General features: G+C 68.1%; 20 protein-coding genes. 13 read left to right on the forward strand and 7 right to left on the reverse strand.

Features of this window, described 5'->3' with window-relative positions; genetic code table 11:
* Positions 1 to 6: 6 nt before the first annotated feature.
* From AC5P7S_RS06740 to AC5P7S_RS06780, 9 genes are all read left to right on the forward strand, one after another.
* Positions 7 to 726 (forward strand): tetratricopeptide repeat protein, encoded by a 720-nt coding sequence (locus AC5P7S_RS06740; RefSeq protein WP_095376989.1) that lies wholly within the window; start codon positions 7 to 9, stop codon positions 724 to 726.
* Positions 727 to 736: 10 nt separating this feature from the next.
* Complete coding sequence (locus AC5P7S_RS06745; protein WP_095376990.1) at positions 737 to 1,414, forward strand: Fe2+-dependent dioxygenase; 678 nt, start codon at positions 737 to 739, stop codon at positions 1,412 to 1,414.
* A gap of 164 nt (positions 1,415 to 1,578) precedes the next feature.
* Positions 1,579 to 1,980, forward strand: coding sequence for a hypothetical protein (locus AC5P7S_RS06750; protein WP_053496847.1), 402 nt, complete (start codon positions 1,579 to 1,581; stop codon positions 1,978 to 1,980).
* Between the two features lie 145 nt (positions 1,981 to 2,125).
* Positions 2,126 to 4,546 carry a TonB-dependent receptor domain-containing protein gene (locus AC5P7S_RS06755; protein ID WP_005415587.1) on the forward strand — a complete coding sequence of 807 codons (2,421 nt, stop codon included), beginning with the start codon at positions 2,126 to 2,128 and terminating at the stop codon, positions 4,544 to 4,546.
* Between the two features lie 169 nt (positions 4,547 to 4,715).
* Positions 4,716 to 5,354 carry a PepSY-associated TM helix domain-containing protein gene (locus tag AC5P7S_RS06760; RefSeq protein WP_053496843.1) on the forward strand — a complete coding sequence of 213 codons (639 nt, stop codon included), beginning with the start codon at positions 4,716 to 4,718 and terminating at the stop codon, positions 5,352 to 5,354.
* A 40-nt stretch (positions 5,355 to 5,394) separates the two neighbouring features.
* Positions 5,395 to 5,913: a DUF2271 domain-containing protein gene (locus tag AC5P7S_RS06765; protein WP_065177931.1), complete on the forward strand. Its 519-nt coding sequence runs from the start codon at positions 5,395 to 5,397 to the stop codon at positions 5,911 to 5,913.
* 121 nt (positions 5,914 to 6,034) lie between these two features.
* Positions 6,035 to 6,838 (forward strand): DUF4198 domain-containing protein, encoded by an 804-nt coding sequence (locus AC5P7S_RS06770; RefSeq protein WP_095376991.1) that lies wholly within the window; start codon positions 6,035 to 6,037, stop codon positions 6,836 to 6,838.
* Positions 6,839 to 6,894: 56 nt separating this feature from the next.
* Entirely contained in the window at positions 6,895 to 7,866 is a 972-nt protein-coding gene (locus AC5P7S_RS06775; protein WP_095376992.1) for an FAD:protein FMN transferase, read from the forward strand.
* Positions 7,863 to 9,467: a sulfite reductase subunit alpha gene (locus AC5P7S_RS06780; protein WP_095376993.1), complete on the forward strand. Its 1,605-nt coding sequence runs from the start codon at positions 7,863 to 7,865 to the stop codon at positions 9,465 to 9,467. The genes AC5P7S_RS06775 and AC5P7S_RS06780 overlap by 4 nt, the downstream gene beginning before the upstream one ends.
* A gap of 116 nt (positions 9,468 to 9,583) precedes the next feature.
* On the opposite strand, the gene AC5P7S_RS06785 is transcribed toward AC5P7S_RS06780, so the two are convergent.
* From AC5P7S_RS06785 to AC5P7S_RS06800, 4 genes are all read right to left on the reverse strand, one after another.
* A complete protein-coding gene (locus AC5P7S_RS06785; protein ID WP_095376994.1) occupies positions 9,584 to 10,189 on the reverse strand; it encodes a HutD/Ves family protein in 606 nt (201 codons plus the stop codon).
* Positions 10,190 to 10,223: 34 nt separating this feature from the next.
* Positions 10,224 to 10,949 carry a murein L,D-transpeptidase catalytic domain family protein gene (locus AC5P7S_RS06790; RefSeq protein WP_095376995.1) on the reverse strand — a complete coding sequence of 242 codons (726 nt, stop codon included), beginning with the start codon at positions 10,947 to 10,949 and terminating at the stop codon, positions 10,224 to 10,226.
* A 17-nt stretch (positions 10,950 to 10,966) separates the two neighbouring features.
* Complete coding sequence (locus tag AC5P7S_RS06795; protein ID WP_095376996.1) at positions 10,967 to 12,052, reverse strand: L,D-transpeptidase; 1,086 nt, start codon at positions 12,050 to 12,052, stop codon at positions 10,967 to 10,969.
* Positions 12,053 to 12,404: 352 nt separating this feature from the next.
* Positions 12,405 to 12,731, reverse strand: a complete 327-nt coding sequence (locus tag AC5P7S_RS06800; RefSeq protein WP_032953992.1) for a ComEA family DNA-binding protein — start codon at positions 12,729 to 12,731, stop codon at positions 12,405 to 12,407.
* 199 nt (positions 12,732 to 12,930) lie between these two features.
* Between AC5P7S_RS06800 and AC5P7S_RS06805 the strand changes: the two genes are divergently transcribed.
* The 4 genes from AC5P7S_RS06805 to murU all read left to right on the forward strand — a co-directional run bounded on the left by AC5P7S_RS06805 (position 12,931) and on the right by murU (position 16,560).
* Positions 12,931 to 14,424, forward strand: a complete 1,494-nt coding sequence (locus tag AC5P7S_RS06805; protein WP_095376997.1) for a M20 family metallopeptidase — start codon at positions 12,931 to 12,933, stop codon at positions 14,422 to 14,424.
* A gap of 69 nt (positions 14,425 to 14,493) precedes the next feature.
* Positions 14,494 to 14,763 carry a GlsB/YeaQ/YmgE family stress response membrane protein gene (locus tag AC5P7S_RS06810; RefSeq protein WP_005415577.1) on the forward strand — a complete coding sequence of 90 codons (270 nt, stop codon included), beginning with the start codon at positions 14,494 to 14,496 and terminating at the stop codon, positions 14,761 to 14,763.
* Between the two features lie 64 nt (positions 14,764 to 14,827).
* On the forward strand, positions 14,828 to 15,853 hold the full coding sequence (locus AC5P7S_RS06815) for an aminoglycoside phosphotransferase family protein (RefSeq protein ID WP_065177936.1): 1,026 nt from the start codon (positions 14,828 to 14,830) through the stop codon (positions 15,851 to 15,853).
* Positions 15,850 to 16,560, forward strand: a complete 711-nt coding sequence (gene murU, locus AC5P7S_RS06820) for an N-acetylmuramate alpha-1-phosphate uridylyltransferase MurU (protein WP_095376998.1) — start codon at positions 15,850 to 15,852, stop codon at positions 16,558 to 16,560. Before AC5P7S_RS06815 ends, murU begins: the two co-directional genes overlap by 4 nt.
* A 522-nt stretch (positions 16,561 to 17,082) precedes the next feature.
* Here murU and hda read toward each other — a convergent pair.
* The 3 genes from hda to AC5P7S_RS06835 are packed head-to-tail and all read right to left on the reverse strand — an operon-like array spanning position 17,083 to position 20,095.
* Positions 17,083 to 17,790 carry a DnaA regulatory inactivator Hda gene (gene hda, locus AC5P7S_RS06825; RefSeq protein ID WP_053500213.1) on the reverse strand — a complete coding sequence of 236 codons (708 nt, stop codon included), beginning with the start codon at positions 17,788 to 17,790 and terminating at the stop codon, positions 17,083 to 17,085.
* Entirely contained in the window at positions 17,790 to 18,959 is a 1,170-nt protein-coding gene (locus AC5P7S_RS06830) for an AI-2E family transporter (RefSeq protein WP_053500214.1), read from the reverse strand. Before AC5P7S_RS06830 ends, hda begins: the two co-directional genes overlap by 1 nt.
* Entirely contained in the window at positions 18,956 to 20,095 is a 1,140-nt protein-coding gene (locus tag AC5P7S_RS06835; RefSeq protein ID WP_032953985.1) for a DUF2066 domain-containing protein, read from the reverse strand. The genes AC5P7S_RS06830 and AC5P7S_RS06835 overlap by 4 nt, the downstream gene beginning before the upstream one ends.
* Between the last annotated feature and the right edge of the window lie 61 nt (positions 20,096 to 20,156).

Below are 20,156 nucleotides of genomic sequence, written 5' to 3' on the forward strand. Positions count from 1 at the left end.
CCCATCATGGCACCCCGTACCCCCATCGACAGCGACGCCCTGGCCGAGCTGCTCCAGCACGATCCACAGGCTGCGTTCGCACGCGTGCGCGACGCCGCACAGGCCGGGCAGGTCGATGCACAACTGCTGCTCGCGCAGATGCACATGGAAGGTAAAGGCACCGCGCAGGACGCCTCGGCTGCGCTGCTCTGGTACGAAACCGCCGCCAACAACGGCGCGCCGATGGCGATGAACATGCTCGGCCGCTGCCATGAGCTGGGCCAGGGCACCACGCCCGACCCCACGCTGGCCGCGGTGTGGTACCGGCGCGCGGCCGACACCGGGCTGGACTGGGGCCTGTACAACCTGGCCAACCTGCTGGCCACCGGCCGCGGCGTGCCCCAGGACCGCGCGCAGGCACTGGCCCTGTACACCCGTGCCGCGCACCTGGGCCATGCCAAATCGATGAACCTGCTGGCCCGCCATCTCGAAGACGGGCTGGATACCGCGGCTGATCCGCAGGCGGCGCTCGCCTGGTACCAGCGCGCGGCCGAGGCCGGTGATTTCCGCGGCCAGGCCAACTACGCCTCGATCCTGCTGCAGGCCGGCCAGGTCGAGCAGGCCGTGCACTGGCTGCGGCTCGCCCTGGCGCACGGCAGCCCGGCGTTCATGGCGCACATCGTGCCGGAACTGGCCGCGTCGCCGCATCCCCAGGTGCGCGCCCTGGTCGCACCGCCGTCCCTCTGAGGAGCCCCGCATGCTGCTGCACATCCCCGACATTCTCAGCGCCGACCAGGTGGCCGACTTCCGCCGCCGACTGGATGCCGCCGACTGGACCGATGGCCGCGAGACCGTCGGCCATCTGGGCGCACAGGCCAAGCACAACCAGCAGCTGCCCGAGGCTTCCCCGCTGCGCCGCGAACTGGGCGAGATCATCCTCGTCGCGCTGGCCCGGCACCCGCTGTTCTTCAGCGCCGCGCTGCCGCTGAAGTACCTGCCGCCGCGCTTCAACCGCTACAGCGGTGGCGGCGCCTATGGCTACCACGTCGATGGTGCGGTGATGAACCTGGCCAATGGCGAGCAGCTGCGCTCGGACATCTCCTGCACCCTGTTCCTGTCCACGCCCGAGGAGTACGAAGGCGGCGAGCTGATCATCAGCGACACCTACGGCGAGCACGAAGTGAAGCTGCCGGCCGGCGACCTGGTCGTCTACCCGTCCAGCAGCCTGCATCAAGTGCGCCCCGTCACCCGCGGCGCGCGCGTGGCGTCGTTCTTCTGGGTGCAGAGCATGGTCCGCGACGACGTGCAGCGCCGCCTGCTGTGGGAAATGGACGGCTCGATCGAGCGCCTGCGGCAGACCGGCGGCGACGCCGAGGCGATCCTGCAGCTGACCGGCGTGTACCACAACCTTTTGCGGCGCTGGAGCGAAGTCTGAGCCTTGCCGGGCCGGCCTGCGACATTTTGGCAATCATTCTCATTTGCAACAGCTAACGGCTCTCATTACAATCACGCCCCGTTGATGCCGGCCGCTGCCGGCAGACCCCTGGGGACCCCTGCTTGCTGCGTCCGCTTCGCCCTCGCCCACTCATCCATCGCAAGATGGGCACCGCCATGCGCGGCCAGCGTCCGGCGCTGGCCAGCCTGCTGGCATGGGTGGCGATGCTGGCGTTGCTGCTGGGCACCCTGCCACTGCTGCCACAGGCCCAGGCCGGAATGGCCATGCAGATGCCGCTGGAAGAGCGCGGTGGCGAAAGCCCCCTGCAGGAAGAGGCGCCGGCCAAGCTGCGCCGCTGTGCCGCCACCCCTGTGAAAGCGGCCGAGCAGGCACACCCGCCGTTGCTGCTGGCCAGCCACTGGCTGCGCACTGAACTCGAACTCGTACCCGCCACGCCGGCCATGCCCGGCGTGCGCCCGGACTGGCCGCTGGCCGCTCCGGACACGCCCTGGGCCGATGCGCCCGGGCGCCGCCAGCAACGCGGCCAGGCGCCGCCGCTCGCCTGATCCACGGCCTGGCGTGACCGCCTGCGCGGTCGCGCCTGCACGCCGCTGTCTGCTTCATCCCTGCCGCCCCTGACCGGGCCTTCCGTGCCTGCCGCGCCCTTCGCGCACGGCATCGCGCCACCCTGCATCCTTCGAGGTAACTGCCATGGCCCAGCGCCATCGTGTCCGTTCGTCCCTGTCCCGTACCCTGCTGACCAGCGCCGTGCTGGCGGCTTTCGCCAGCCCCGCCTTCGCCCACGGTGACGCCGCCGGCGCACCGCAGACGCTGGACAAGGTGGTGGTCACTGCCTCCGGCTTCGAACAGAAGGTGATCGATGCCCCGGCCAGCATCAGCGTGGTCAGCCGCGAGGAACTGAGCAAGCGCCCCTATACCAGCCTGGTCGACGCGCTGCGCGACGTCGAAGGCATCGACGTGGGCCTGGAAGCGACCGACAAGAACGGCCGCGCCACCGTGTCGATGCGCGGCCTGCCGTCCGAGTACACCCTGGTGCTGATCGACGGCCGCCGCCAGAGCAATGTCGGCCAGATCTATCCGAACAACTTCGGTGGCGGCCAGTTCGCCTACCTGCCGCCGCTGGAGGCGATCGAACGCATCGAAGTCGTGCGCGGGCCGATGTCCACGCTGTACGGCTCGGACGCGATGGGCGGCGTCATCAACATCATCACCCGCCGCAACCAGGACAGCTGGCACGGCTCGGTCAGCCAGAGCTTCACCGTGCAGCAGGACGACCAGTTCGGCGATGCGCGCACCACCGACCTCTACCTCAGCGGCCCACTGCTGAAGGATCGCCTCAGCCTGGCGGTACGCGGCAGCTACTACGATGCCAAGGCATCCAACCCCGAATGGGATGCATTGTCCCTGCCCGACGGCAGCCTGTGGGAGCGCAGCATCGGCTTCGGCGGTGGCGGCAAGTCGGTCGCCAACACCAACTGGAATACCGGGGTGCGCCTGGACTTCCATGTCAACGATGACCACGAACTGTGGCTGGACTACGACGTGTCTCGGCAGAAGTACGACAACCGCGAAGGCCAGACCGGCACGCTGGACAGCCTGGCCAGCCTGTGGCGCGTCGGCAATGCGGTGATCCCCAACCCGAACGGCAGCGGCACCGTCACCCGCCGTGTGGTGCAGCCGCGCGTGGGCTACACCGCCTACCAGCGCTACGAGCGCGATCAGCTATCGTTGACCCACCAGGGCCGCTACAGCTTCGGCACCTGGCAGACTTCGCTGACCCACAGCAAGAGCAGCAATCTCGGCCGTTCTCTGCCGCTGACACTGGACGAGCGTGCCAACCTGCAGGCGCTGTGGAATGACGTCTGCCGTCGCACCGGCGCTTCCAACAACTGCGCGGCCGGCCGTGGCAATGCGCTGGCCGCACTCCATCCCAGCGAGATGGCGCGCCTGCAGGCGTTCCTGCCGCGCCCGCTGCGCACCATGGAGCTGGAAGGCTACGTGCTCGACACGATGCTCGACCTGGACTTCGGCGCACACAAGCTGACCGTGGGTGGCCAGTACAACAACACTGACATGGTCGATGGCGTGTTCGGCATGGATGGCGCTGGCTACCGCAGCAACACCAGGCAGAAGCACCGCATGTGGGCGCTGTTCGCCGAGGACAACTGGGCGCTGACCGACACCCTCACCGCCACCTTCGGCCTGCGCTACGACGACCACAACGTGTTCGGCAGCCACGTCAGCCCGCGTGGCTACCTGGTGTGGAACGCCAGCGATGCGTGGACCTTCAAGGGCGGCGTCAGCACCGGCTACAAGACCCCGCGACCGGACCAGCTGTTCCCGGGCATCACCGGCTTCGGTGGCCAGGGCGTGCTGCCATTGGTCGGTTCGCCGAACCTCAAGCCTGAAACCAGCACCAACTACGAGCTGGCCGCGTACTACGAGGGCCAGCGCTGGGGCTTCAACGTCACCGGCTTCTTCAACACGTTCGAAGACAAGATCGCCAGCGGCGGCACCTTCCCCAACTGCGAAGTGGCGCGCGCCGGCAGCGGCTACTGCGTGGACATCGGCCCGGGTTGGGCGGCACTGGGCTACAGCACCTTCACCCAGAGCGTGAACATCGACAAGGCCGAGACCCGCGGTGCCGAACTGGCCGCGCATGTCGACCTGCTCGACACTCTGCAGCTGCGCGGCAACTACACCTGGACGAAGAGTGAGCAGACCAGTGGCGCACAGAAGGGGTTGCCGATCAGCGGCACCATGCCGGCAACACACATGGCCAACGCCAGCCTCAACTGGCAGATCAATGAAGCGGTCAGCCTGTCGCTGATCGGTGAGGGCCGCTACGACCGCTACCGCGACACGCTGCTGGATGCCAACGGCGCCAGCAACACCCGCTACTACGAGGACTACACGATCTTCCATCTCGGTGGCAGCTGGAAGGCCACGCCCTGGCTTACGGTGAACGCGCGGGTCAACAACCTGCTCGACAAGGATTTCGTCTCGCAGTCGTGCCTGTTGATCAGCCAGAGCGAATTCAACTGCGTGGACGACTATGCGACCAAGGACCAGCGCCGCAGCTACTGGATTTCGCTGAACGCGAAGTTCTGATCGCCGCGCCCTGCTCCTGCTCCACGCATGGCGTGGATCTACCGATCGGTAGTGCCGGCCGCTGGCCGGCACCCCGGAATGCCTGCTCCGGGATACAGAACGACACGCAATTGCGAGCCATTCTCATCAATGATGTAATGGGCAGTCCCCGTCCGCTTCGAACCGTGCCGTGAGCCGTCCTGCCTCTTCCACCGTGCAGCAGCAACAGAACCGTGGCTTCTGGCTGCGGACGCTGCACCAGTGGCACTGGATCAGCTCCGCAGTTTGCCTGATCGGCATGCTGCTGTTCGCGGTGACCGGCCTGACTCTTAACCATGCCGCGAAGATCGAGGCCAAACCCCAGGTGCAGAACCAGCACCTGGAACTGCCGGCCGCGCTGCTGGGCCAGCTGGGCACGCGCGAGGACGGCAACGCGCCGATTCCGCGCCCGGCCCGGCAATGGCTGGACACGCAGCTGGGCATCGCCATCGGTGGGCGCCCGGCCGAATGGTCGGCCGAGGAGATCTACCTGTCGCTGCCGCGCCCCGGTGGCGACGCCTGGCTGAGCATCGACCGCGAAACCGGCGCGGTGGAGTACGAATCGACTTCGCGCGGCGTGGTCTCCTACCTCAACGACCTGCACAAGGGCCGCAACGCAGGCCCGGCATGGGGCTGGTTCCTGGACCTGTTCGCCGTGGCCTGCCTGGTGTTCTGCATCACCGGCCTGTTCCTGCTGCACCTGCATGCGCGGCAACGGCGCATGACCTGGCCGCTGGTCGGCCTCGGCCTGATGATCCCGCTGTTGATCGCCCTGCTGCTGATCCACTGACTTCCACCGTGAATTCCATCCGTTCCTCCGGAGCCGCCCCATGCGCGTCACCCTGACCATCGCCCTCAGCGGCCTGCTGGCCACCTCGCCGGCCTATGCCACCACCCTCGACATCAACGTCGAAGTGCCCAAGCTCAACGTGGCCGAGTACCACCGCCCGTATGTGGCGGTGTGGCTGGAAGGCGCCGACCAGAAGGTCGCGGCCAACCTGTCGGTCTGGTACCAGCAGACCAGCAACAGCGAGGGCCACGGCACCAAGTGGCTGCCCGACCTGCGCCAGTGGTGGCGCAAGAGTGGCCGTACCCTGCAGGTGCCGGTGGACGGCGTGACCGGCCCGACCCGCCCGGCCGGCAGGCACGCACTGTCGTTCAGCGACAGGCAGCCGGCACTGAAGCAGCTGGCCCCGGGCAACTACACCCTGGTGGTGGAGGCGGTGCGCGAAGTCGGCGGCCGCGAACTGCTGAAGATCCCCTTCACCTGGCCGGCCACCGCCGCGCAGAACGGCAAGGCGCAGGGCGCCACCGAACTGGGGCAGGTCACCCTGTCCGTCAAACCGTAATTGTCTGAGCCGGGGTCGGATCCCTTCCACAGGAAGGGCTCTGACCCCATCGCCACATCCCCGGGATCAGAGCCCTTTCCGTTGGAAAGGGATCCGACCCCTTCCAACTGGAGTCTTCCGCATGAAGCGCACGCTCGTCCTCGCCGCCGCCCTGGCCGCTGCCCTTCCCTTCTCCGCCCTGGCCCACAAGGCCTGGCTGCTGCCCTCGCAGACCGTGATCGCCGGCAACGCACCGTGGATCACCGTCGACGGTGCGGTCTCCAACGACCTGTTCTACTTCAACCACGTGCCGCTGCGACTGGAATCGCTGGTGATCACCGCGCCGGACGGCAGCACCGTGCTGCCGCAGAACGCGACCACCGGCAAGTACCGCAGCGTGTTCGACATCGAACTGAAGCAGGCGGGCACCTACCGCATCGCCTCGGTCAATGACGGCCTGTTCGCCACCTACGAGCAGAACGGCGAGCGCAAGCGCTGGCGCGGCAGCGTGGCGACCCTTGGCGAACTGCCCAAGGACGCGAAGAAGCTCGAACTGAGCCAGTCGGTGGGCCGCGTGGAGACCTTCGTCACCAACGGTGCGCCGAACGACACCGCGCTGAAGCCGACCAACCGCGGCATCGAGCTGGTCGCCGTCGGCCACCCGAACGACCTGTTCGCCGGCGAGGAAGCCACCTTCCGCGTGCTGGTCGATGGCAAGCCGACCGCTGGCCTGGAGTTCGAGATCGTGCGGGGTGCCACCCGCTACCGCAACGCACAGGACGAACTGAAGCTCACCAGCGACGCCAGGGGCGAGATCAAGGTGACCTGGCCGGAAGCCGGCATGTACTGGCTGGAAACCGGCACCGAAGACAACAAGACCTCGGTGAAGCAGGCCGCCAAGCGCCGCCTGAGCTACGTCGCCACGCTGGAAGTGTTGCCGCAGTAATAGATGTGGACCGCGATGCCGGGCAGGCCCCGGCATCGTGCCTGCGGTAGACCACCATGACCGATCCCCAGCTCGACATCGCCCGCCTCGGCGGCACCACCATGGGCACCACGTGGAGCGTGTCGCTGGTCGCGCCGCGCCAGCGCGACCTGCATCCACTGCATGCCGGCATCCAGGCGCGGCTGGATGCGGTGGTGGCGCAGATGAGCACCTGGGAGCCCGGCTCGAACCTGAGTCGCTACAACCGCGCCAACGCGGGCCAATGGTGCGTGCTGCCGGCCGAGACCCGCCACGTTCTGGCCTGCGCACAGGCCATCGCTGCCGCCAGTGGCGGCGCCTTTGATCCCACCATCGGTCCGCTGGTTGCGCTGTGGGGCTTCGGTGCACACGCCGGCGAACGCCGCCCGCCCGACGACGCTACCCTGCAGGCCACGCGCGAGCGCTGCGGTTGGCAGCGCCTGCAATGGCGCGGCGATGCGCTGCAGCAGCCGGGCGGACTGCAACTGGATCTCTCTGCGATCGCCAAGGGCTTCGGCGTCGATCACGTGGCTGCCTGGCTGCGTGGTCAAGGCATTGCGGCAGCGCTGATCGAAGTCGGCGGCGAGCTGGCCGGCTACGGCCGCAAACCGGATGGCCAGCCGTGGCGCGTGCTGGTGGAGTCCGCACCGGAAGAAGATGCGCGGACCGACACCCCGCCTCGCGTGCTGGCACTGGATGGCCGGGCGGTGGCCACCTCCGGCGATCGCTGGCACCAGTACCACGCCGATGGCGAGGCTTACAGCCACAGCCTCGATCCGGGTACTGGCAGGCCGGTGCGCCAGGTCGCTGCGGCAGTCACGGTGGTGGCCGGCGATGCGATGCACGCCGATGCCTGGGCAACCGCGCTGACCGTACTCGGTCGCGACCAGGGCATGGCGCTGGCCGAGCGCGAAGGCCTGGCGGCGCGCTACCTGCAGCGCGCTGCAGGCGGCCCACAGGAGTTCCTCAGCAGCGCCTTCCAGCGTCTTCTTGACGAGCAGGGCGCATGAGCGGACGCCGGTCGCGCGCGTGGCTCGGCAACACCCTGGCCCTGCTCCTGTTGGCGCTGATCGGCGGGGCGTTGCTGCGCCTGCATCTCGGTGAGGCATGGTGGCAGGGCGCGCCACCGATTCGACACTCGCAGATCGCGGCACTCGCCACGGCCTTGTATGCGCTGGCCTGCGCTGTACTGTGGTGGAGTGGGCGCGCGCGCGACGATGTCGCAACCGGAGACACCGCGCCCCTCCTGCTGGTCTGGTCCAGCCAGACCGGCTTTGCCCGCGAGCTGGCCGAACGCAGTGGCGAGGCATTGCGTGGTGCCGGCGTGCCGGTGCGCGTGCGCGGTCTGCATGAGGTCGACGCCGCCTTGCTGGCCGGCAGCCAGCGTGCATTGTTCATCGCCAGCACCACCGGTGAGGGCGATCCGCCTGACCACGCGCTGCCGTTCCTGCGCGATGTCATGGTCTCGCCGCCTTCACTGCAGCACCTGCACTACGGCGTGCTCGCGCTGGGCGACCGCAGCTACGGCCACTTCTGCGGATTCGGCCACCAGCTTGACCAATGGCTGCGGCAGCACGGCGCGCATGCGCTGTTCGATGTGATCGAGGTCGACAACGCCGATCCGGCAGCGCTGCGTCATTGGCAACAGCTGCTGGGACAACTCGGTGGTGGCGCCAGTGAACTGCCCGACTGGAGCCCGGCCGAATACCAGCCGTGGACGCTGCTGCAGCGCGAACATCTGAACCCGGGCAGCCCCGGCGGTCCAGTGTACTGGTTGCGCCTGCGGCCACCGGCCGGCGCAGATGTGCAGTGGCAGGCCGGCGACATCGCCGAGATCGGCCCGCAGCATGCGTCGCACACCGTGCGTGCCTGGCTGGACGCACAGCGCTTCGATGCGGACAGGGTGCTGGATGACGGGCAGACGTTGCTGGCACGCGTCGCGCACTCGCACCTGCCTTCATTGGTTCCGCCGGGTGACCTGCCCGCATTGCTGGCGACCCTGCAGCCGCTGCCGCATCGCGAGTACTCCATCGCCTCGGTGATGGCCGACGGCGCGGTGGAGCTGCTGCTGCGTCGCCAGCTGCGCGCGGACAGCACGCCTGGCATCGGCAGCGGCTGGCTGTGCGACCACGCGGTCATCGGCGAGCCGGTGCAGCTGCGCCTGCGCCGCAACGACAATTTCCACGGCGTCGCCGCCGAGGTACCGCTGCTGCTGATCGGCAACGGCACCGGCATCGCCGGCCTGCGCGCGCACCTGCACGAACGCGTGCGCAGTGGCGCGCGCCGTACCTGGCTGCTGTTCGGTGAGCGCACTGCTGCGCATGACTTCCATTTTGGCGAAGAGCTGCAGGCAATGCTGGAAGACGGCACGCTGGCGCGGCTGGATGCAGTGTTCAGCCGCGATGGCGGTGTGCATCGCTATGTGCAGGACCGCCTGCTGGCCGAAGCAGCAACACTGCGGCAGTGGGTGGATGAAGGCGCGACGATCCTGGTCTGTGGCAGCCTGCAGGGCATGGCCCCGGCGGTGGATGCGGTGATCGAGCAGGTGCTGGGGACTGCGGACAAGGAAGCGCTACTGCTGGCCGGTCGTTACCGGCGCGATGTGTATTGAGGTTGCCCCATCCACGCATGGCGTGGATCTACTGAACCGCGTGTCCAGGCAGGGTGGCAACCGCAGTGCAAGTAGATCCACGCCATGCGTGGATGGTACCCACCGGCGCCCAGGAATCATCCCGCCGCACTCACCCTGATCGCCAACAACTCGCCCCCGCCCTGCAACGCATGCCTTTGCCGTTCACCGGCCGCCAACCACGCGGTATCGCCAGCGTGCATCGGCGGCAGACCGCTGTCAGCCCCAAATTCGGCATGACCGGCCAACAGGTAAAGCGCCCAGGCCACGCCTGGTTCGCAGAAGAAGAACATCGAGCCCACCAGCGGCCGATGCAGTAGTTCGGCCTGCAGCAGGTCGCGCTTCCACATCAGGTTGAAGTCGTGGGTGGTGCCGTCGACCAGTTCGCCGTGCAGCGTTTCCTCGCCCGCAAAGCGCACGCGCCCATGCGGCGGCAGGACTTCGGCCACGCGGCCATCCTCGAAGCGCAGGCGCACGCCATTGCCCTGCAGCAGCACCAGCTCACGCTCCACACCGGGAAACGCGGAGAACGCCGCGTCCTGCTCGATCTCGGCCACCGACAGGCGCAGCGCCCAGTCATCCCCCTGCGCGGGCAGGCGCAGGATCTCGCGGGTCCAGCCCAGGCCGTTGCGCCAGCGTTCGCGGCGGTAGTCCAGGCTGGAGATGACCTGGCTCGGAGTGTGCAGCAGGGAGTCGACGTTCATCGGCGCATTGCATCACGCCGCGCGCCATCGTGCATCACCGCGTGGCCAGCGTACCCTGGCCGCCGCACCCGCCGGCCAGCAGCTGCGAGTGTTTCAACCAGTCCTGGTCGGGGTAATAGGCGAACACCATCGTGCCGCCACGCAACGCATCGATCAGTGGCTTGGCCACCGACAGGCGCACCGCCGGACAGCCCAGGCTGCGGCCCAGCCGCCCCTGCAGCTGCGCGGTGGCCGGGTTCACATACGGCGCGCCGTGGATGACGATCGCGCGATCGCGCGCGCGGTCATTGAAGCCCGGCTCCAGCCCGGCCAGGCGCAGCGAATAGCCGTTGCCGCCCATGTAGGTCTCCTGCGCGGTGAACGCGCCGAGGCTGGACATGAAACTGCCATCGCGGTTGGAGAAGTGCTCGGTGCGGTTCTCGCCGCTGTTGCGGCCATGCGCCACCCATTCCTCGAACAGCAGGCGCTGGTGGGCCAGGTCGAACACCCACAGGCGCGGCTCGGTGGACGGTCGCGAGTAATCGATAACGCTCAGTCGATCACCGTTGATGCCAAGCTCCGGCCGCTGCAACGCACAGCGCATGGCGTGCGCCGCCAGCTGCAACACGTGGCGGTCGGCCTTGGGCGCACTGCGCGACAGCAGGGCAGCCAGATCATCGGCACTGGTGGCGAGGGCGGGCGTCTGTGCCAGCGCCGGGGCGCTGGCCGAGGTCGCCAGCAGGCCGAACGCGGCCAGCCGGCACAGGCAGGATGCAGTCATGGGCACAACGAAGGGACTCAGTTGCCCTTGAGGGTGGACCCTGGCGGCTCGGATTCCAAGACCGGCTGCATTCCGGATTCAGCCGGGCTTGGGCGGACCGCCGGCAGCGAGGTCACCAGCAGGGTCGTGCCCGGCACCAGCACCTGGTACAGCTGGCGGGCGAAATCGGCCGGCAGCGCCATCGGCAGCGAGGGCGTGGCCAGCAGGTCCGGCGTGGCCTGGGCGCGGTCCTGGCCCAGCAACGGGTAGGCCGTCCACCGGTGCAGGCGCTGGTTCGCGTCCAGCGGGCTGGGCGTATCGCTGAAACCCTGCCCCATCACGAACAGGGTAGTGCCCTGGAAGGCCGGCAGCGCGTCCGCCTTCAGCGGCGACTCGCCGATCATCACGCCATCGCGCAGCACGTACAGGCGCTGGTCGTGCAGGCTGACCAGGATGCCGACCTGCCCGGCCGGCGCCGCGCTGTCGTTCCACCAGGCCTGTGCCGGCGCCCCACCCTCCGTCTCCGGCAGGGCCTGGCCGCGTGCATTGACCGGTGCCAGCACCGACGGATAGGCCAGGGTCATCGGCGAGCTCTTGGCATCGGCCACCACGACGGTATCGCCGCGCTGGGTTTCGCTGAACAGCTTCTGCGCGAAGGCCTGCGGCAGGCGCACGCAGCCGTGCGAGGCCGGATGCCCGGGCAGGCTGCCGCCATGCAGGGCGATGCCGTCCCAGGTCAGCCGCTGCATGTACGGCATCGGCGCGCTGTTGTAGAGGTTGGACTTGTGGTCCTTGTCCTTCTGCAGGATGGTGAACACACCGGTCGGTGTCTCGTGCCCGGCCTTGCCCGAGCTGATCGTGGTCAGGCCGATGGCAATACCGTTGCGGTAGACGTAGGCACGCTGCTCATCGAGGCTGACCACCAGCACGATCGGGCCGGTCGGCGAGATTTCCGGATGCCACAGGTATTCGCCCGGTTTCAGGTCGGTCGGCCCGCGCACCTCGGCGGTGCCGGCAGTGGCAGCTGCGGGCTTGGCAGCCGGTGCCGGCGCAGCGGCATGGGCCAGCAGCGGCAGGGCCAGTGCAAGAGCGAGCATCAGAGTGGTTGGACGGTGCAGAAGCATCCAGCGGGGGTCCTTTCCATGCGGAGCCGCCACCGTACACCATCGGCCCGTGGTGGCCGCGGCAAAACCTGGCGCCGGAAATGAAACTGCCCGGCGACACAGCCATGTGTCGTACCGGGCAATCGTTACGTCCTTGTCGGCCTGCTGCCGCCCCCTCGCATCCTGCGCTGTGGGGGAAGCGTTGCGTCCTGCACGCGGCCGCGTCTGTCCTGTTTGTATCTCAGCCCCTTCCACAGGTCTGTGATGCCACCATCCTGGTGATTGGTGCCGCATCCTGCGGCGGTCGGTGGTCACGGCCGTCCTGTCCGTGACCGCTGAACCAGCCTCCTGCCGGTTCCGACGATTCCTGCTGTCAGCGCCTGGGTACGGTCCGCACCGGTACCGATCCGGGTACCGGATCCGCCGGCAACAACCTGTTGCCTACGGTGATCCGCTGTCGATTCCGTTCGACGATCGCTTTCCCTATCCCCTTCACCTGCGCCAGGTCCTCGACGCGATGAAACGGGCCGTGTCTGCGCCGGTGCTCGACGATCGCCTCGGCCTTGGCGGCTCCGACCATCGTCAATCCCTGCTGCAGCGCCTGGGCATCGGCGCGGTTGATGTCGATCGGTTCGGCGGCATGCGCCCCAGCGATCCCCACTACCAGCACCAGTGCCCTCAACACGACACTCCAAGGCACGACGTGTATCTCCCTGTGATTCTGGCCGCCCCGACCGGCAATCCCGTCGGCAGGAACAGTGTCCGTCACCACATGTGCACAGCCTATCGGTTTCCCGGATTTCCGTAAGCCAGCCAAATACCCGACGTGATGTAGGAAAAACCCTACCCGTGGCACAGGCGTAGAATGGCCGGATCAGCCCATGCAACCGGAGTTTCAGATGGACAGCGCCAAGCTCGGCCAATTCGTCAATGACAAGTGGGACAGCGAAATCGTCCCGCAGTTGGTCGACTACATCCGCATTCCCAACAAGTCGCCGATGTTCGACGCCAATTGGGTGCAGAACGGCTATATGGAACAGGCGGTCACCCTGATGGAGAACTGGGCCAGGGCCCAGCAGCTGCCCGGCCTGAAGGTTGAAGTGGTGCGCCTGGAAGGCCGCACGCCGCTGATCTTCCTGGAAATTCCAGCGACCGGCGCCGAAACCGGCGACGACACCATCCTGCTCTACGGCCACCTGGACAAGCAGCCGGAAATGACCGGCTGGGACGACGACCTCGGCCCGTGGACCCCGGTCCTGCGCGGCGACAAGCTGTATGGCCGCGGCGGTGCGGACGACGGCTACGCCATCTTCGGCTCGCTGGCCGCGGTGCTGGCACTGCAGGCCCAGGGCCTGCCGCACGCCCGCTGCCTGGTGCTGATCGAGGCCTGCGAAGAGTCCGGCAGCTACGACCTGCCGGCGTACGTCGACCACCTGGCCGAGCGCATCGGCAAGCCCTCGCTGGTGGTCTGCCTGGATTCGGGCTGCGCCAACTACGACCAGCTGTGGTGCACCACCTCGCTGCGCGGCCTGACCGGCGGCAACTTCACCGTGAAGGTGCTCAACGAAGGCGTGCATTCCGGCGATGCCTCCGGCGTTGTGCCGTCCAGCTTCCGCCTGCTGCGCCAGCTGCTGTCGCGCATCGAGGACCAGGACACCGGCCGCATCCTGATCGACGGCATGAACGTCGAAATCCCGGCCGAACGCCTGGAACAGGCCAAGCGCGCGGCCGAAGTGGTCGATACCGAGATCTTCGAGAAGTTCCCCATGGTCGACGGCCTGCGCCCGATGAACGAGGACCTGACCGAGCTGGTGCTCAACCGCACCTGGCGGCCGGCGCTGTCAGTCACCGGCGTGGGCGGCATGCCGCCGCTGGAATCGGCCGGCAACGTGCTGCGCCCGCAGACCTCGGTGAAGCTGTCGCTGCGCCTGCCGCCGACCGCCGATGGCAAGGCCTGCGGCGAGCTGCTGAAGGAAGCGCTGCTGCGCGACCCGCCGAACGGCGCGCAGGTCACCCTGGACCTGGAAAAGGCCTCCACTGGCTGGAACGCCCCGGCCATGGCGCCGTGGCTGACCCAGGCCATCGACGATGCCAGCCAGGCCTTCTTCGGCAAGCCGGCAATGTACATGGGCGAAGGCGGCTCGATCCCGTTCATGGGCATGCTCGGTGAGAAGTTCCCGGGTGCGCAGTTCATGATCACCGGCGTGCTCGGCCCGCACTCCAATGCGCACGGCCCGAACGAGTTCCTGCACATCCCGATGGGCAAGAAGGTCACCGCCTGCGTGTCCAAGGTGATCAGCGAGCACTACGCCGCCAGCCTGCGTGGCGAGACCAGCGGTTCGCCGGTGGCTGCCGACAGCGGCACCCGCCACGGCGACCACGGCTGCTGCTGATCCGGCACCGGTGACGGACGCAGCCTGGCCTTGCTAGGCTGCGTCCACACTCAAGCGGAATCCGCGCGCATGAATGGTCTGTTCGGCAGCAGCAGCTGGTTGTACATCCTGCTGGTCGGCTTCTTCGTCGGCCTGCTCGGGCGTTTCTTCATGCCCGGCAACAACCGCATGGGCTGCCTGCTGACCATCGTGCTGGGCATCCTCGGTGCACTGCTGGCCGGTTGGTTCGGCCAGTACATGGGCTGGTACGCCCCCGGCGAACCGGCCGGTTTCCTCGGTGCGGTAGTGGGCGCGGTGGCCGTGCTGGCCGTCCTGCGCCTGTTCAGCGGCCGCCGCTGACCCCGTCCCTCCTTCCCCTCCTGTTCCCGACGTTGGCGCGCCCAGCGCCCCCGGATATGCCCGCATGACCGAACCCGCCTCCGATCCCCAGCGCAGCGCGCGGCGCCTGCAATGGGCCCGTACCCAGCTCGACGATGCCAGCGCGGTGGTCGAGCGCGCTTCGGTCGATGCCGGCATGCGCAGCTACTGGCGCACCACCAGCACCCGTGGCAGCCACATCGTGATGGACGCCCCACCGGGGCTGGAAGATCCGCGGCCGTGGCTGCGCATGCGCGGCCTGCTGCACGACCACGGCCTGCGCGTGCCCGCGCTGTTGGCACAGGACCTGGAGGCCGGCTTCCTGCTGCTGGAAGATCTCGGCGGTCCGACCCTGGCCAGGATCCTCGACGCGCGCAATGCCGATGAATGGTTTGGCCGCTCGATCGAACAGCTGCTGCGCCTGCAGGCGATTGCGGTGCCAGCCGACTTCGGCCAGTTCGGCGAGGCGCTGCTGCAACGCGATGCCGGGCTGTTCGACGAATGGTTCCTGCAGCGGCACCTGAACCTGGAACTGGACTGCGGTGAGCTCGAGGGGCTGCAGCTGGTGCATCGCCGGTTGATGGACAACGCGCTGGGCCAGGCCCAGCTGATGACCCACCGCGATTACATGCCGCGCAACCTGATGCCGGTCGACGACGGCCCCGCGGTGCTGGATTTCCAGGACCTGGTGCGTGGCCCGATCGCCTACGACGCGGTGAGCCTGTTCAAGGACGCCTTCCTGAGCTGGCCGCTGCAGCGCGTTGACGAGTGGCTGGCGCAGTACCACGAACGCGCGCGCGACGCCGGCCTGCCGGTGCCCGACCGCGCCACCTTCCTGCGCGATGCCGACTGGATGGGCATCCAGCGCCACGTGAAGATCCTCGGCCTGTTCTGCCGCCTGCGCTACCGCGACAACAAGGGCCATTACCTGGACGACGCACCGCGCTTCATCGGCTATCTGGATGAAGTGCTGCCACGCTATCGCGAGCTGGCCCCCCTGCAGCAGCTGCTGGAAAACCGCATCAAGCCGGCGCTGGCCGACCTCGGCGCACCGATGCGCGTGGCCCGATGAAGGCGCTGGTGTTTGCCGCCGGGCTCGGCGAGCGCATGCGCCCGCTGACCCTGCACACACCCAAGCCGCTGCTGGAAGTGGCCGGCAAGCCGTTGATCGTCTGGCACCTGGAACGCCTGGCGGCGCTCGGCGTGCGCGAGGTAGTGGTCAACACCGCGTGGCTGGCCGAGCAGTTCCCGGCGACGCTGGGTGATGGCAGCCAGTGGGGCCTGCGTCTGCATTTCCTTTACGAAGGGCAGACCCCGCTGGAAACCGGCGGCGGCATCCTCAACGCATTGCCGGTGCTGGGCGATGCTCCGTTCCTGGTGGTGAACGGCGATATCTGGACCGATTTCGATTTCGCCACGCTGCCGCGCGAGCCGCAGGGCCAGGCACACCTGGTGCTGGTCGACAATCCGGCGCAACACCCCAACGGTGACTACCGACTCGATGCGCAGGGCCTGCTGCACCACGACCACGCAGGGCCGTGCCTGACCTATGCCGGCATCGGCGTGTATCGCCCCTCCATCGTGGCCGACTGGCGCACGGTGATCGGCGATGCGCCGGGTAGCGAGCGTGTTCCGCCGAAGTTCTCGGTGGTGCCGCTGCAGAAGCATTTCATGGCGCAGGGGTTGATGACGGGGCAGCACCATCGTGGGCGCTGGACCGATGTGGGTACCGTGGATCGCCTGCGCGCGCTGAATGCTGAGTTGGCGGCGAACGGCTGAGCCCCTCGTGGCTGGGTGTTTTGAGAGCAGAAGCCTTGCTTGGCCGGGCGGGGTGGATTCGCGGGGGACGCCATGAACCCGTCCCTGGGGGCTTGGCCGCGGCATCCATGCCGCGGACACCCCCGCGAACCCACCCCGCCCGGCCTCTGACAGTTTCCGTGCGCGTCCAGCCACGGAAGAAAGAAAGAAGAGCAAAAGCGTGTCGCTTCGCTGCGCTTGCTCCAGTGACGACCAACGGTCGTCACCCACCACAAGCAAGACACGTGTCGACCAAGGTCGACACCCACCAACAGCAGTGCAGTACGCAGTCCCGGCAGACTGCGGGAAGCTGTCGAAGGCGGGGTGGGTCCGGTTGCGGGGGCGTGAGCCGCATGGATGCGGCGACCGAGCTTACATGGACGTACTTGCAGCGTCCCCCGCAACCGGACCCACCCCGCCATCCCACGGATAGCCCGCTTTTGACGTTGACGTTGCTTCGGCTTCGGCGGGTGCAGGGCGCAGCCCTGCAAACAAACCCCACCCTCAGTAGCGGGGCCGGCCTTCTTCCAGCACCTGGCGCAGGAACGGCACGGTGATCCGCCGCTTCGCCGCCAGCGATTCGCGGTCCAGCCAGTCCAGCAGGGTGATCAATCCACCCAGCTCACGGCCGGTGTGCGACAGCAGCCATTCGATGGCCGCTTCGTCGATGGCCAGGCCACGTCGCAGTGCACGCTCGCGCAGCACCGCAGCACGACCTTCCTCATCCAGCGGCTGCAGCAGCACGCGCACGCACTGGCCCAGGCGCGAACGCAGGTCCGGCAGCACCAGACCCAGCTCGCCCGGCGCCTTCTGCGCCGTGTACAGCACGGTCACACCTGCAGCGCGCGCGCGGTTGTGGAAATCAAACAGCGCGATCTCGTCCTCGCGATTGCCGGCAACCTCGTCCAGCCCGTCCAGCGCCACCAGTTCGCGTGCGTCCAGCCCATCCAGCGCTGCACGAACGCGGCCGGCGGCGCTGGCCAGTGGCACGTACGTCGGCAGGCGCCCGGCCTGCTCGGCGCTGGAGCACATCGCCAGCGCCTGGTGGGTCTTGCCGGTTCCCGCCGCACCTTCCAGGTAGACCCAGTCGTGGCTGGCACCAACCGCGATCGCGCGCAGCTGCGCCAGCGCGCCGTCCGGCGCGCCGATGAAGGTCTCCAGGCGCTGGTCCCGCGGGTAATGCAGGGCCAGCGGCAGTTGCGGCACACCCATCACTTCAGGTCGGGGCCCTTGTCGTTCGGAACGATGATATGGGGGGCGTCCACTACGCCATCAAGCACGATCGCCGGCTTCTCGCCCACGTACAGCTCGCTCTGGCGGTAGCGCTGATGCGCATAGCGCAGCAGCACGTTGGTCACCGCCGCCACCGGCAGCGCCAGCAGCATGCCGAGGAAGCCGAACAGCTGGCCGCCGGCCATCACCGCAAAGATCACTGCCACCGGGTGCAGGCCGATCTTGTCGCCGACGATACGCGGGGTCAGCACGTAGCTTTCCAGCAGCTGGCCCACGGTGAACACCACGCCCACCAGGATCAGCAGCTTCAGGTCGAAGCCCTGCGCCTGCACCAGTGCCGCGATCACCGCCATCAGCACGCCAGTGGTCGCGCCCAGGTATGGGATGAAGCTGATGAGGCCGGCAATCAGGCCGATCAGCAGGCCCAGCTTGAGGCCGACCAGCGACAGGCCGCCGGCATAGATCACGCCCAGCGCCAGCATCACCAGGAACTGTCCGCGGATGAACGCCCCCAGCACCTCGTTGGACTCGCGCGCCAACGCGCTGATGGTGCCGATGTGGTTGCGCGGAATCACCGACGCCACCCGCTCGACCAGCTTGTCCCAGTCGCGCAGGAAGTAGAACGCCAGGATCGGCAGCAGCAGGATGTTGACCACCCAGGTCACCATCGCAAAGCCCGAACGCGAGACGTAGCCCATGAAGGTGGTGGCGAAGCCGCCGGCCTGCTGCCAGTGGCTGCGCACCCATTCGATCAGGCGGTCCGGATCCAGCCACTGCATCACTTCCAGGCCGGTCTTCTGCTCGAACCAGGGGATCCCCTTCTCCATCAGCCACGCCTGTGCCTGCGGCGCGACCGCAATCAGGGTGGTGATCTGGCGCTCGATCATCGGCACCAGTACCAGCAGCAGCGCCACGATCACCAGCACCATCGCAGCGAACACCAGCACCACGCCGGTCATGCGCGAACGGCCGGTGGCCTCGATGCGGTCCACCAGCGGATCGCCCAGCCACGCCAGCGCCAGCGCCAGCACGAACGGGGTCAGGATCGGTGCCAGCAGCCACACCACCCAGCCGACCAGGCCGGCGAACAGGATGTACTTCAGGCGGCGCAGGAACTGCGCGATTTCGGCTTCCGGGGTCAGGGTCATCGCAAGCGGTACTCGTTGCTGACCGGCGCGGCCACCGGGGCACCGGTGGTGTCATCGATCGGGGTCGGCAGGGCCGGCAGCGTCGCGCTGGGCACCAGCACGCCATTGTCGCCCAGCATGCGGTTGAAGCCGGCCAGGCCGGTGGTCATCTCCAGGCTCAGCTCCAGCTGGCCGGCCGAAGCGTGCAGCGGGGTGACGTTGCGCACCACCGGCACCTCGCGCAGGCCGGCGGCAAGGCGCAGGTAGTCGTCGGCACTGTTGATGCCGGTGACCACCACGCGGTAGGTCCCGGCCTGACCGACGGCGGCACCCGCCTTGGCATAGCGCTTGACCAGCGCGTCGGCGGCGCCATCGGCACCGGCGGCCATCGCACGCATGGCGTTGGCGTCCTTGCTGGTCCACTTGTTCAGCTCGCGGCCGTTGTCGACGAACACCCAGTCCGCCTGCCAGCCGCCGTTGGCGCGGTAGAGCTTGCCGATCAGCTGCATCGGCGGCGAGTAGCGTGACGAGGCGCGGGCCACGGCGGCACTGTCCTGGCGCCAGATGGCACCGGCCAGCGCCTGTTCGGCGGCACCGCCGCTGGGCAGGCCCAGCTTGTAACCCCGCTCGATGGCGCGGTTCAGCAGCGGGCGGGCGGCGTTGGCCTGCTGCACGCTGACCAGGCGCGGGCCACTGCCGTCGTCGACGGCCAACCACACCACCGGTTTCGGCCGCGGCTGCGGCCACAGCGGCAGGCCCAGCGCCGAGACCAGCGAGTCGACGTCATCCTCGCGGAAGCGGGCCACCAGCAGGGTCCTGAAGCTCGGCGCGCCGCTGGCGCCCACGCTCTGGTCCTGCTTGTAGTCGTAGCTGGCCACGTAGTCCTTGGCGTTGCGCAGCGCCTGCACCACGCCGGGGCGGGACATCACGTTGCGGTCGCCGGACAGTTTGCCCAGCACCACGCTCAGGGCACGGGCCAGGGCGCCGTTGCGATCAGCTTCGGCCTGGCTGTTGACGGGCACTTCGGCCTCGTACGCACCCGAGGCGGTGGCAACATCTCCCTCGGTGCGCAGGCCGCTCTGGGCCATCGTGGCCACCGGCAGGCTCAGTGCAAGGAGCAGGGTCAGAATCAGGCTGCGGCGCATCAGGACATCCATTGGCTCGACGAATCCGGGGGAATTGTTGCCCGAATACGGCCTTTGCGCCAATGCGGCCTGT

It is taken from the genome of Stenotrophomonas sp. YJH_SMC_32, assembly GCF_059369975.1.